Here is a 12,627-nt window from a genome sequence, read left to right as displayed (position 1 = left end):
TCGGGGATTTGGCCGCGCAACTGCCCCCGCGGCTCCATCGCCTGCTGTCTCTGCGGCGATGCCACGCCCTCGTGGTCAGGGACAGCCGAATGTATCTTTCTCAGAGCATCTTCCTCAGGAAATCCCCGCAATTAGCTAGCAACTGCCACTAGCCGCCAGCCCCATGCGGCCGACCGTCGGCGCAGTGCTTTGGATTGGGGTGCGTGGCACCGCGGACGTTCCATCGCAGCCGACGCCTGTGCCAGCAAAGTTTCTCAAACGATGCGGATGCGGCGCGTCACCTGGCCATTGCTTTCCCAGTATGTATGCTTTTTGGCGATCACGGGATCGTCCATTTGCCGGTTGAATTTGCCCCGTGGTACCGATCGCGCGCGAGGTCACCGTGTACTCTCCAGGGGAGGGATTTACCCAATCCAGGGACCAAATCTGCCAAGCATGGTTGGCCTCCTCGCTGCGATCAATGATCACCGATGCCAATTGATCGAATGGCGATGACCGATTTTCACGTCGACCCGTTTGATCGGTGCCCCCCAGGCTGCCCCGATGATCCGGTAATCCGAGCCTTTCTTTGTGACCTTTGCGGGCGCGGACTTTATCAGGGATCGGCCGACCGAGGTCTCGCGGTCCACACCGTCTCGCCGCGGCTCAGACGAACCTTCACTGTCCTCTTAGGAATGAATGCCGGATTTCGAGTCGACCGCCTTCGCGAGAGGCTCGGGCGTCTCGACTGTGCGCCTGGCTTCCGGGGCATAGATGGCGCTGATGCCGGCGTATGCCCGTTGCGCCCTGTTGCAGATAGCTTAAATCGCAATCTAGGAGTCGTATCGCGATAAAGGCGCAGCCGGAAGTCCGGCCCAGCTCACACTTGGAATGAGGCCCAAACGGACGGACGGTAGGTTAAACGGCCACTCATGCCGCGGCTAACTTTGTGAGACTTGGACTTGGCATTGCCCTGATTGTGCACCGGCACGGAGGGTTGATCCCTCGCGGTCTGAGTGTAAAGCTTTGATTTAGTTGCAGAATGGAAACTGAGCGGGGTCACGATCGGCGCCGATGATGACCCCCCAGAGGCGAATTTTCCAGCAAACTCACGCACTGAATGCCAGTTGGCTCACGGGTCAGCGGTCGATGCTGATTCACAGCCAGACACCTATGGAGCGTATCGTGATCGCTGCCTGTCTCAAGGCAGCCGGCAGATTGGTGCGCAGGCACCCGTTTGTCGCCGCCGACGTTTTCGTCTCAAGGGTAAGCGAGGCCGGCGTGACGGCGTCTTGCGACCCCTCTTTCAGCCTTCCCTTGGCAATTAACGCGAGCTTGATGCACTTCGCGTGCGATCCGATCTCCGGCGTATCAATCCCCGAGACGAACGGAAGAGCCTGGGGCCTTACGAGTCTCCTTTTGCCGCACTAGGGCAGAACGTCACCGAATGGTTCCGGGAACCCCGTTGCAACTGCATGACGCGCCTATTGGCCCGGAAGATACTGAGCATGTGCTGGATGTCGTTACGCACTGCCCACCTCTCGGGTTGGCCGGCACTCCGATCCCCGGCAAAGACGCGCAATCTAATGAAGGATCAGTTGGAATGACCAGCGTGTTATTCGCTACGTCCAGCCAAATTGAGGAGGGCAGTTTTTCCCACCATCCAGTGCTTTGGCATTATGGCTCTGGCATATCTGGAAACCCAACTGGATATAACCGATGGAGCGCAATTTTCCCCTTCACAATGCTGTCGCGTGCGCCGGCAGCGACACCTGGGTCGGTAAAGCATCAAGGGAGCCCGCTCGATATTTCAAGTGGGCTCACAGGCTTGAGCCTTGGCTTTATGTTCAAAGATACATATCGACAGAAATGACAGTACTACTGATGTAATTCTCATATTCCACTCCCGTTAGACGGGCTAATATACGCACAATGCTAGATTTATTGCCGATACGGTTGCATAGCCGCGCTCGCAAAATTACCGGCCGGTACAGGCGGAGACCCGGCAGTAAGTCTGGGGTGCTACCGGGTCTCCTTTGCCGCAGGGAGGATGTGCGGCGCGACAATGTAGATGGGGCGCCACCCGATTCGTGCCATCGAAATGAACCGGTAAGGATAACCGCCGGTTAACATCCACCGGACCCGTCTCGGGTCACGACACATCATCATATTTTTAGAGCTCAAAAATGCAGGTCATCGACGCAGCAAATGAATTCGCACGTTCTCTCGCCAAGGTGCTCCTGAGCGAAGTCGGATATTCCAACAATCCGAAGGATCCCGGCGGCGCGGCGATGAAGGGCGTCACCCAGCGGGCCTATGACGAATAGCGCTGGTATGCGAAGCGCAAGAAGGACGAGCTGCAGGATACGGCAGGCAATTAGGCGAAACGGGAATTCCGCAAGGAAACTAACGAAGGCCACCGCCATCGAATAAGCAAGTCCTTGCCGATTCGACCTCGTGGGGAAAATAAGTGGCGGAATCACGCACGGGTTCCCCCTGCCTTAGCGGACTCGGCGCAGAATATTCCCGTGCTGAAGCGTCGGTTTCTAGCTACGACAGGACCCGTCCGAAGATCGAGCCCTGCCGCATACCACGGCGCCGTGGGGCTGGGGAGCCTTCGCCGCGATGGCACGCCACTAAAGCGTCGGCCAAGTCCGCTCGTCAATCGATCAATTAGGAGGATGCCGCTTGAGCAAGGGCCCGCCCGTTGAGAAGGCGAGCCCTCGCACCCATGCTATAGTGTTCCTCGAAAGCCTACAGCATGTGGAACTGGCGACGAAACACGGTGACCGCACGACGCCAGGATGAGGGCTGCGGCTCCGACATCACTGGCGACTGAGGTAACCGCGCGGCCATCCCATTCACAGTGCCGCCGCGGTTCCCTCAAGAGCACGCCTCACGTTCAGTCGGATAGCCCGGAAAGGACGAGGAGATCGATGGCATGGCTCGTGGCAGCTTGGCGCCAGGCAGGAACATCGCCGCGACCCTCCGGCTACCCCAGACTGGGCAGCGCAGCCGCTCCGACAGCATCGACAGCGGGAAATCGCGGCCTCTCGTGGCTACCGGGCGCCGGGTTCATGCTGCTGCCAATACTATGGGAGTCCGCAATGTACTAATTACTTATTTTCTCGTTTTGCTTGGCGTGCTCTTCAAGCTACTTGAAAGAAGAAGCATCTCGCAGCCGCACTCGTCCTCCTGAATTTAAAAGGCACACCAGCAGCGGAGACGTTTTGGACAGTATGGGTACAGACGCGACTTCGCCAGATGACCGCTGCCGGCCGATCTCGTTGAAAAACTCGCCCACGTGATCGCTCACGGCGATCGTCGCGCAGAACGAATTTGCCGGGGTTTCACCAGTCGCTTGACGGAAGGCTTTTGCGAGCTGTAGCGCGCATGGCAACCGGTTCGTCATGTCCCGAAGGAGCGTCGGTAGGCAACCGGCGAGATCCCGAACTTTCTGACGAACGCCCTTCTGAAGGCGACATCGTCGTGGAAGCCGATGTCTCGTGCGATTTTCTTCATCGGGACGTTCGTATCCTCGGCCAGCCGCCGGCCGGCCTCGAGTCGCATGGCTTCCACGTAGTCCGCCGGCGTCATGCCGACCTCCTGCTTGAATTGCCGTGAGAAGTTACGGGCGCTCATGCCGATCCGGCGCGCAACCGTCGCCACCGTCAGGTCCGCGCTGAGGTTATCGGAGATGTATTCCTGGGCGCTGCGTATCGGCGTCCGCTGGGCGATCTGGGTGACCAGATGTGTGCTGAACTGCGATTGGCCGCCCGGGCGCTTGAGAAACACCACGAGTTCGCGGGCGACTTTCAAGGCAACTTCAAGCCCGAGGTCCTTCTCCACGATTGCAAGCGCGAGATCTATGCCGGCCGTCACGCCGGCGGATGTCCAGACGTTGTTGTCGTGGGTGAAAATGCGGTTCGGCTCCAGCTTTACCTTCGGGAACCTGTTCGCAAACTCTGCCGCCTGCGACCAGTGCGTCGTCGCCTTGCGGCCGTCGAGCAGGCCGGCCTCCGCCAGCACGAATGCGCCCGAGCAGACCGAGCCAACCCGAGCGGACTCTTCGGACGTGGCCTTGACCCAGTCCAGGACCCGCGGGGAGACCGGGCGTTCCTGGATCAGCGGATCGCCGGCGACCAGAACGGTGTCAAATTCTTGCACAGGATCATCGATCGTGCGGTCGGGCAAAAGCTGGAGGCCGGAGGATCCGCGCACCGGCTGGCGGTTGAGGCCGACGACCGTCACCGAATAGTAGTCGATGCCACTCTGCCGGTTGGCTTCCGAAAAGACATCCGAGGGGCCGATGACGTCCAGCAACTGGACGCCCGGCATGGCGAGGATGGCGAGATTGTTCTTTGACATCAGTGTTCCCGAAACAGTCTGCCCCTCAGAACTTCGTTCAACGTCCTGAGGAAGACAATAGCGATGGCTGCGGCGAGGAAGACGAACGTGACGAGCGCCAGGTGTTTCAGCACTTCGCTGTCAACAGCATGGGCGTAGCGGAAAAAGGCAATCGAGAAGGCAGCCAGCGGAAAGCTGATGGCCCACCAGGCGACGCTGAACGAGACCGACCGGCGGAACACCATCGGCGACAGGACCAGGACGAGGAACAGAGCGAAGTAGAAAAGGACACTGGCCAGCATGTCGACGGTCCCGGTCAGGTTGGTGTAGGCCAGGAAGCCGACGGCAAACGGGGCGACCAGAACCATCAGCGACGGGCGGGCATGCAACGGTACCGGTTCATTGTGCCGCAGCCTGGCGAAGATCAGCGTGACGAACACCGTGGCGACGATGCTGCCAACGGCGAAGGCAAACATGTTGACTTCGTGGGCCCAGGAGAACGGCATGGTGTGCCCGGTGACGGCGATGTCAAGGGTTGCGACGCCGGGGATCAGCAGCGGCGGCAAGGTGTGATCGGAATCGTGCTGCCGACCGAGAAAGCGTATGGCAACCACATAGGCGAGGGCGAACGTTATCAGCAGGCCGGCGATCCAGACGGTTTGCCCGAGCGCCGCGCTGTAGCGCCCGAGAAAGACCGACAGCAGCAAAAGGCTTATGGCGAAGGTGGCAAAGAAGTTCCCCTGGACCGGGTGCGCGAACTCGGCGCCGACCAGTTCGGGGTGTTTCAGCCACTTGGCGGCATAGGCCACGGCAAGCGAGGCAAACGTCAGGACGGCAATCCAGCCGATGGCCTCCCCGACCATGCCCGGCAAAGTGACGGTCTTGGCGGCTTCACGCCAGGCCAGGCTGAGCCCGGTCAAGCCCATCACGGCGCCAAACAGGTTGATCGGCAGCTTGCCAACGGAATGACGGGCGATCGGTTTGTACTCAGGATCGCGCAAAATGCTTACATTCGACATTTCATTCTCCATGAACAACTTGGTAGAGAATGTAAGCATCTGCGCATGTGGCGCATATAGTGCTATAGAGACGTTATCGGACAAATGCAGCATGATATCGGCCGCCTCGCCGCCAGCCGCGCTGGAAGGCCCCAGCGGTGCATGCTGAGACGCAGCTCGCCATCGAGGCCCGGGTAACGCCTGCTGCTATCCACGTGCAGTGGCTCCAGAGCTCGAACCCGCGGCCGCTCGGGACGCGCTTGCACTCCTGTGGGGCCACAACTCACTCCACAGTGAGTAAGCGACGTCCGCAATGGCGCGGAGCGGGCCTCTCACCCCTCTCGTGTAGATCTCGGGTGAGGGCATAACAAAAGCCCCGCGGAAGAGTCCAAAGCCTCTTCAGAAGAGCGGCGTCACGGCGCTGGATAATTTCAGATCAGTGTCGGCTCGGGATCGATCTCTTCGATGATATCGGGGCTGTCGTTCTTCGGTGATCCGACCTTCCTGTCAATCGGCCACATTGTCATAAGTTCGGATGGGAAGGGCTTCGTCAGGTCGTTCGGATCTGGCTCTGGAGAGAGCCAGCGTTGGTAGTCTTCTGGATGCAGAATGACCGGCATGCGATCATGGAACGCAGCCATCATCTCGTTCGCCGGGCCGGCGACGGTAGCGAACGTGCGAATTTCAATGCCCGCCTGATCTCGAAATTTCTCCCAGATGCGGGCAAGCGCGAACGGCGCGCCAGGTTTCATGGCGATTGCATAGGGCTGCTTATTCTTGCCGGTGCCGAAGATGTCTTTCCATTCGAAGAAGCCGTCGATCGGTACCAGGCAGCGCCGCGCGCGATAGGCGGACTTGAACATGCCGTTGGTGGCGATGCCTTCGCAGCGCGCGTTGATCGGAGGCGGCCTTCCGCCTGGCTTCATCCAATATGGCATCAGGCCCCATCTGGCGCTAACGAACACCGGCCCCATGGTGTCCGGCTCGCGCACTAGGTCTTTGATGATGATCGGGTACTCAAGGAAAGGGGCACCGTTGTAGCGGGGAAACTGATTGGAGAGGCCGAACGCACCTTTGCGGTCGGCTGGGGGGAAGCAGGTTTCCTTCCAAACACCTGCGATAGGCGAGTTCATGCGTGAGGTGGCGGACAACGAACTCGCTCACGTGCGGTTCTATCGCAAAACACTTGGTGACCAAGCTGTGTCTCGACCAGCGATCGATTTCGATGCCGGCTTTGCTGCAGTGGCAAAAGCCGCAGGCTTCGGCCAGGACTTTGATCCCTTCGCAATGAAACGAATTTTGTGCTTGGCGGCATGCTGTTCGAAGATGTCGGGGTTACTGCCTACGCAGGTGCCGCAACGGTGTTAAAGAACAAGGAGTTTCTCGCCGCCACCGCCGCGATTCTCGCCGTCGAGGCCTACCATATATGGGAATGGCTCGGTCGACGCTCTACAGGAAGGGCGAGGCGGCTTGGAAGGCCGCAAACGCGGTCTCCGATGCGCGTGATAAGATCGACGGTCGGACGACAAGGACCAAGGCATCCAGATGGATGGCAAAGCTAACATAGTTCCTTCAACCCCCGGATGGCATTCACCCGAACTCCGCGAGAGGTACGGATCGTGTATCTCACCGATCAGGAAGGCACAAGCAAGGGTGGCTTCTACCCGAACGGGATGAACGGCACGATTAAGAGCACCTGAACTGCCAGGTGGGCCGCCCTTATGACAGCGCCTGGAAATGAAACCGGCCGTCGACAATCGGGCGGTGGCGGTTAGCTTTGTTGCCTGCGCCGTGCACCGGGATTGGAGTTCGTGCTGCTCGCGCCCGCTCCGCGGAACGCACCGACGCCAAATCTGTTATTCTTTCAGTCCCGAAAGGAGGAAACAAAATGGATTGGAATCGTGTCGAAGGAAACTGGAAGCAGATGAAGGGCAAAATCAAGGAACGATGGGGCGAACTCACTGACGACGACCTTGACATATCCGGCTTCGTGATGCGGCTTGGTATTCTTCGCCGCGAGCCCCGATGGGTTTTCGCCCGCTTCCACCGGCCCTTGAGTATGATGTGGTAGGGAATTTCGCTCGCGGCAGCCTCTCTCCAGGCAACGCGCCAAAGTGCGCCGTAGGCGCAACGGACCTCAAGCTGACCCGTCACAGTGATGATTTGCAGGAGATGGCTTAGCCAGTCGACTTCAGACATGGGACCTCGGGTACTTACGTTTAAGCCGATCCTATTCGCACTTTAGTTGAACAAACATGGCGTTATATGCGAATTAATCGGATGCTGACATTTCACTCAACGAGCCGCCAGCGCGGGTAGGCCCGTTGGCGGCGTTCCCGACATTACGCCGGCCCCCGCCGCTGCGTTTGAGCAAAAGGGGTTATCTGATCAAGGCGAATACGGGCAAGCCGAACAAGACCGTCGCGGGTCGTCCGTCAGCGAAATTGAATGCTCATTGCCAGCTCGTTATGCCGATGCCATTTTTGCGGAGCGCCTCACAAATCAAGTCGAAGAGCCAGTTGAGCCCGTGACGTATCGAAACTACGTCGCCTCTATCAGGATCGGCCGGCGAGGAGGGTGCGGTTCACCCAGCAGTTCGCGGAAGGAAGAACTGACAGTGCGCTCAAAATGGCGGGCGCCTTGTTTCACTCAAGGAGATAGTGGCGAAGCTCCTTGCTCAGCGGGATCGAGATTTGCACAGGCTTGCAGGTCGGGGTTTAGAATTCGATCAAGGGTCTCTCGATGGAGCAGCCGCCTTTCGAGCACGATCTCGTATACCCCCCGTCCGGTCAAGAGCGCTTCGCTCGCCACCGCCGTCGCGGCAGCATAGCCGATATGTGGATTGAGGGCGGTCGCAATGCCGATGGAGCGCTCCAGCGAGGCTCGCATAACCTCCTGGTTTGCGCGTATATCCCGTACGCAGTTGTCGGCGAGCGAGAGGCAGGCGGCCCGTTGATGCCGCAGGCTGTTGAACAGGCTGTAGGCGATGATCGGTTCGAAAGCGTTGAGCTGGAGCTGCCCGGCCTCGGCGGCGAAGCTGATCGTCACGTCGTTGCCAATGACCTCGAAGGCTACCTGATTGACGAGTTCCGGAATGACGGGATTGACCTTGCCAGGCATGATCGACGAACCAGCCTGCCGTGCCGGAAGTGAAATTTCACCGAAGCCGGCGCGCGGACCGCTCGAAAGAAGCCGCAGATCGTTGCAGATCTTCGAAAGCTTGACGGCGATCCGTTTCAGGACACCAGACAAGTGGACGAAAGCTCCGCAGTCCTGGGTGGCCTCTATCAGATTGACGGAGGTCTTCACCGGAACCTCCGTGATCTCGGCAATGTGGGCGCGAATGAGAGAAGCAAAGCCAGAAGGAGCGTTGATGCCGGTACCGATCGCCGTCCCGCCCATATTCAACTCGCACAAGAGGGACGATGCCTCCCGAAGACGCAGCCGATCGTCACCGCGCGTGTGCGAGAAGGCTCCGAACTCCTGTCCGAGAGTCATCGGCACGGCCTCCTGCAATTGGGTTCGCCCGATCTTCACGATATTAGCAAATTCACGCGACTTCTCGGCAAATGCGATCTGCAAGAGGTCGAGCGCATCGCCAAGACGCGCGGTCCCTCGCCACGCGGCAAGCTTCAAGGCCGACGGATAGACGTCATTGGTGCTCTGGCTCATGTTGACGTGCTCGTTTGGATTCAGGACGCGGTACTCACCACGGTCATGCCCCATGATTTCCAGAGCGCGATTGGCGATTACCTCATTCGCGTTCATATTGGTTGACGTTCCGGCGCCGCCCTGAATGAGGTCGACGACAAAGTGGTCATGCAACTTGCCGGCCCGTATCTCGGCGCAGGCCGCGACGATGGCCCGAGTGCGGTGGCCGTCCAGCAGTCCCGATTCGCGATTGGCCAGCGCAGCCGCTTCCTTGATTGCTGCAAGTGCCCAGATCAGATCAGGACAGGACGAAATCGGTTGGTCCGTGACCTTGAAGTTCTCCGTCGCCCGCAATGTGTGGATACCGAAATAGGCCTCCCGGGGAACATCCCGCTCCCCTAATAGATCGTGCTCGCGCCGCATCTCTTGAGCTGCCATGCAAATTCCTCCTGCAATGGCACTTCCTTAGCGCGTGGCGCCCACACAAAGCCAATTCATATCCGGTCTCATCTATTCCGATCTCGCATAATCGGGCTGGCTAAAGGTTCTGGCGGCACGCCAGATCCTCTCCAGGAATGCGCGTGACCGATTGCGGCTGCGATAAAGACGGATCTCCATCGGCATCTCGGAGCCAACGACGACCATTTCACCGCCCGCAAGTTCGCGCCTGACGAGGCTGCGTGGTAGCCAGGCAAGGCCGTGGCCGGCAACCGCCATGGACTTCAAACCCTCGGCCATGGAATTGCCGTTTCGATGAGCGGGAAAGGTTTCCGGCGCCCCCTCCTGGTCCTGGGCTACCGAGGCCATCAAGCCGAGAAACGACCCTCTTGAATATTGGAGGAGCGGAAAGGAGCCGCTGTCCTTGCGCCACCGCCGCCGATCAGGTGCTGAAGTAACCGCCGACAATGCGTCATATCCGACAACTTGGTGAAGATGTTCGGAAGGATCGAGCGGCATCATCACGCTCGGATTGTGGTAGGTCAGCAGGACGTCGTATCCGCCATCGGCGAGCGCTTGCACGCAGGTGTCGAGATTATCAGGAAGGACCCGGCTGCGCGTCGGACCGAAAGCGGCCTCGATGTCGGCAAGCCAGGTCGGAAGGAACGTGAGGCATAACGTATGCAGGCCAGTGACCGCGATGCTTTGGCCGCCTGTAATATTGTTGCGGCTTCGAAGTTCGGATCGCGCGAGCGTGAGCATGCGAACCATCTCTTCCGCGGTTTCCCGGAATTGACGTCCCTCCTCGGTCAAAGAAACCGGATAGGTGCTTCGATCCAGTAGCGGCACTCCCAACCACACCTCGAGCGAGCGGATCCTGCGGCTGAATGCAGACTGGGTAATGGAGCGCGACATGGCGGCTTTCGAAAAATTTCTTGTCTCCGCCAGGACAAGGAAGTCCTCAAGCCACTTCATTTCCATCGTTTAAGAACCATCAGAGTGCAGGATCGAGAGACGACCGACGGCAAACCACCATCCCGGCCGGCTCAACGTACGGGCCGAACCGCAAGACGCGTGATCAGTTGGTGGTCTTGTTTCTTTAGTTGTTGATCGTGAGATGCCCACGCCGATACTCGCACGGCGTCATCCCGATGATTTCGCGAAACGCATTTCCGAAGGAGCTTTGTCCCGCATAGCCAACTTCCTGTGCAATGCTGGTCAACGAGGCCTGCGTCGTCGACAGAAGTCGGCATGCCACTTCCATACGCTTTGACAGCTGCCATTGGACGGGAGGCTTGCCGGTGGCACGATGGAAGCCGCGACAGAGGTGCTCCTTGCTGACGCCGAGCAGATCGGCGAGCTCCTCGAGCCGAACGACGCGATCGAAATTTTCCTCGAGAAAGGCGCAGACGCGGCGCACCTGCCAGGGAGCAAGTTCCCCTTTGGCCGACGTGGGGTCATCATGCCGCAACCCAAGGCTATGTTGAAGCAGGCGCAAAGCGATGAGGTTCGCCCGGCTTTCCATCTCGAATTTCGTTGGTCGGTCGGTCGCTTCGAAGGCGCGGCGGACATAGGACTCGAGATTGAACATCATCTCGGAATCCTCATACATGACGCGGTCGTTTTCCCCGAGATCGCCTTCATCGGGCGCGGGATAGGCGGCCAGCCCCGCAACGTCCCGAAGAAATGCTTCGCTGACATAGATGTGGGCAAACCGGATGGCGGAGGGAGCAACAAATCGCAGGTCGCGTCGAGCTGGATGCACCGAAAACCCGCGCGGCCGCAAGCGCTCGCGCCTTTCTCTGGCCGAACCCACTCTATGAACCAGCGAGCCCGACAGTCTGAGTGCAATGACGCAGCATGGTTGGTGGTCCGGTCGGGCGCTGGTGTCAAACCCCCGAGGCGCGTTCCAGATCGCCACGGGCATTGGCCACGAGGCGCTGATACCGGCCATGTCGACAAGATCAACACCTTCTCTTTTTGAAAGTTCGTTCAACGAGACCATGCCATCCTCCCGACTTATGCTCTCCTCCAATGTTTCTTATCGGTTACATTAACATGTGATAATTCTGCAGCAATCCCTCGGCGTCGCGCCATCCTCCGTGCCGCGATTAAGCGAGCACGGAAGCGGTCGGTTCATTGGGTCACGAGTGGGCAAGTGCTTTCGGCGAGGGGGCGAACCGCCTGATCACCGGGAATGGTTCTGATAATATTGTAGTAATCCCAAGGATAGCGTACTTCGCTCGGCTTCTTGACCTGGACCAGGTACATGTCGTGGACTAGGCGGCCATCCGCCCGGATATATCCATCATCTGCAAAAATATCGTGCACTCGCGTTTCACGCATTTTCTGTGCGACTTTTTCGGGATTGTCGTCTTTTAGCGCGTCGACGGCCTGCAGATAATGCGTCACCGCAGAATAGACGCCGGCCTGGGCCATTGTGGGCATTGCGCCATGCTTTTCAAAGAAGCGCTTCGACCATTCCCGGGTCTTTTCCGTGCGGTCCCAGTAGAACCCTGTCGTCAGCTCCAAACCCTGAGCGCTTTCAAGGCCGATCCCGTGGATATCGGTGATGAACACCGCAAGGCCGGCCAGCTTGGTCCCGCTTGCCCCGGCGCCGAACTCCGCAAATTGCTTGACCGCGTTGACCGTATCAGAGCCACCGTTGGCAAGGGCAACGACATCAGGGCTTGCTCCTTGGGCCTGCAGGATGAAGGACGAGAGGTCGGGCGTGTTGATGGGGTGCTTGGTGACCCCGACAACGGTACCGCCGCCAGCCGTGACCACCTTGGTGATGTCGGCCGCCATCGTCTGTCCGAAGGCGTAGTCAGCGGCGATGATGAACCATTTCTTCGAACCCTCGTCGAGCAGGGCCCGTCCGGTCGAAGCAGCGACCGAATAGGTGTCCCAGACCCATTGGAAGCTGGTCGGTATACAGCCTTTGCCGGTGAGGTCGGCTGTGCCGGCGGCAGCGTAGATCACTAGCTTTTTTCGTTCCTTGGCAATCGCTTGAACTGCGAGGGCAACCGACGAATTCGGAACATCGAGGACGAGGTCGACTCCGTCTTCGTCATACCATTTGCGCACGATGGTGGATCCGAGGTCCGGCTTGTTCTGATGGTCCGCTGTGATGACGTCGATCGGTGCACCGGCGACCTTGCCGCCGAAATCCTCGACGGCCATGCGAGCGGCGACCGCGCCGCCCGGCCCGGAG

Annotated in this window: 9 protein-coding genes and 4 pseudogenes; 3 read left to right on the top strand and 10 right to left on the bottom strand. The window is 59.2% G+C overall.

The genetic code is table 11. The annotated features are described in order from the left end of the window. Positions 1-254: 254 nt before the first annotated feature. Positions 255-643 (bottom strand): annotated as a pseudogene (locus ACPYOJ_RS20280) (sulfite oxidase); the annotation flags it as partial. Positions 644-1,280: 637 nt separating this feature from the next. Then, positions 1,281-1,355: pseudogene (locus ACPYOJ_RS20275) on the bottom strand (thermonuclease family protein); the annotation flags it as partial. Between the two features lie 810 nt (positions 1,356-2,165). On the opposite strand from ACPYOJ_RS20275, the gene ACPYOJ_RS20270 reads away from it, so the two are divergent. Continuing rightward, positions 2,166-2,306: a glycosyl hydrolase 108 family protein gene (locus ACPYOJ_RS20270; protein ID WP_481417853.1), complete on the top strand. Its 141-nt coding sequence runs from the start codon at positions 2,166-2,168 to the stop codon at positions 2,304-2,306. A gap of 1,081 nt (positions 2,307-3,387) precedes the next feature. Here ACPYOJ_RS20270 and ACPYOJ_RS20265 read toward each other — a convergent pair. The 3 genes from ACPYOJ_RS20265 to ACPYOJ_RS20255 all read right to left on the bottom strand — a co-directional run bounded on the left by ACPYOJ_RS20265 (position 3,388) and on the right by ACPYOJ_RS20255 (position 6,475). Continuing rightward, positions 3,388-4,347, bottom strand: a complete 960-nt coding sequence (locus ACPYOJ_RS20265) for a GlxA family transcriptional regulator (RefSeq protein WP_481417852.1) — start codon at positions 4,345-4,347, stop codon at positions 3,388-3,390. Further along, a complete protein-coding gene (locus tag ACPYOJ_RS20260) occupies positions 4,347-5,357 on the bottom strand; it encodes an SLAC1 anion channel family protein (protein WP_481417851.1) in 1,011 nt (336 codons plus the stop codon). Before ACPYOJ_RS20260 ends, ACPYOJ_RS20265 begins: the two co-directional genes overlap by 1 nt. A 398-nt stretch (positions 5,358-5,755) precedes the next feature. Continuing rightward, entirely contained in the window at positions 5,756-6,475 is a 720-nt protein-coding gene (locus ACPYOJ_RS20255) for an SOS response-associated peptidase (RefSeq protein WP_481417850.1), read from the bottom strand. Here ACPYOJ_RS20255 and ACPYOJ_RS20250 point away from each other — a divergent pair. Next, positions 6,408-7,024: pseudogene (locus ACPYOJ_RS20250) on the top strand (ferritin-like domain-containing protein); the annotation flags it as partial. The gene ACPYOJ_RS20255 and the pseudogene ACPYOJ_RS20250 sit on opposite strands and share 68 nt — an antisense overlap. Before the next feature lie 188 nt (positions 7,025-7,212). Continuing rightward, positions 7,213-7,395, top strand: a complete 183-nt coding sequence (locus tag ACPYOJ_RS20245) for a CsbD family protein (protein ID WP_481417849.1) — start codon at positions 7,213-7,215, stop codon at positions 7,393-7,395. Here ACPYOJ_RS20245 and ACPYOJ_RS20240 read toward each other — a convergent pair. From ACPYOJ_RS20240 to ACPYOJ_RS20220, 5 genes and pseudogenes are all read right to left on the bottom strand, one after another. Next, positions 7,371-7,523: pseudogene (locus ACPYOJ_RS20240) on the bottom strand (cupin domain-containing protein); the annotation flags it as partial. The gene ACPYOJ_RS20245 and the pseudogene ACPYOJ_RS20240 sit on opposite strands and share 25 nt — an antisense overlap. A 450-nt stretch (positions 7,524-7,973) precedes the next feature. After that, positions 7,974-9,413, bottom strand: coding sequence for an aspartate ammonia-lyase (locus ACPYOJ_RS20235; protein WP_481417848.1), 1,440 nt, complete (start codon positions 9,411-9,413; stop codon positions 7,974-7,976). Between the two features lie 72 nt (positions 9,414-9,485). After that, complete coding sequence (locus tag ACPYOJ_RS20230; protein WP_481417847.1) at positions 9,486-10,328, bottom strand: LysR substrate-binding domain-containing protein; 843 nt, start codon at positions 10,326-10,328, stop codon at positions 9,486-9,488. A gap of 184 nt (positions 10,329-10,512) precedes the next feature. Beyond that, a complete protein-coding gene (locus tag ACPYOJ_RS20225; RefSeq protein ID WP_481417846.1) occupies positions 10,513-11,418 on the bottom strand; it encodes a helix-turn-helix transcriptional regulator in 906 nt (301 codons plus the stop codon). 131 nt (positions 11,419-11,549) lie between these two features. After that, positions 11,550-12,627 (bottom strand): ABC transporter substrate-binding protein (locus ACPYOJ_RS20220; protein WP_481417845.1); only part of this gene is annotated, 1,078 nt, incomplete at its 5' end.

The organism is Rhizobium sp. SVR5-9E, from assembly GCF_056755095.1.
The sequence above is the reverse complement of the archived record's forward strand: the minus strand, read 5'-3'. Positions and strand labels throughout refer to the sequence as shown.

What these genes read in the sequence shown, in the direction of transcription:
- ACPYOJ_RS20235 (WP_481417848.1), bottom strand. Translation starts at nt 9,413, where the DNA reads ATGGCAGCTCAAGAGATGCGGCGCGAGCACGATCTATTAGGGGAGCGG.
- ACPYOJ_RS20270 (WP_481417853.1), top strand. Translation starts at nt 2,166, where the DNA reads ATGCAGGTCATCGACGCAGCAAATGAATTCGCACGTTCTCTCGCCAAG.
- ACPYOJ_RS20245 (WP_481417849.1), top strand. Translation starts at nt 7,213, where the DNA reads ATGGATTGGAATCGTGTCGAAGGAAACTGGAAGCAGATGAAGGGCAAA.
- ACPYOJ_RS20225 (WP_481417846.1), bottom strand. Translation starts at nt 11,418, where the DNA reads ATGGTCTCGTTGAACGAACTTTCAAAAAGAGAAGGTGTTGATCTTGTC.
- ACPYOJ_RS20265 (WP_481417852.1), bottom strand. Translation starts at nt 4,347, where the DNA reads ATGTCAAAGAACAATCTCGCCATCCTCGCCATGCCGGGCGTCCAGTTG.
- ACPYOJ_RS20230 (WP_481417847.1), bottom strand. Translation starts at nt 10,328, where the DNA reads ATGTCGCGCTCCATTACCCAGTCTGCATTCAGCCGCAGGATCCGCTCG.
- ACPYOJ_RS20260 (WP_481417851.1), bottom strand. Translation starts at nt 5,357, where the DNA reads ATGGAGAATGAAATGTCGAATGTAAGCATTTTGCGCGATCCTGAGTAC.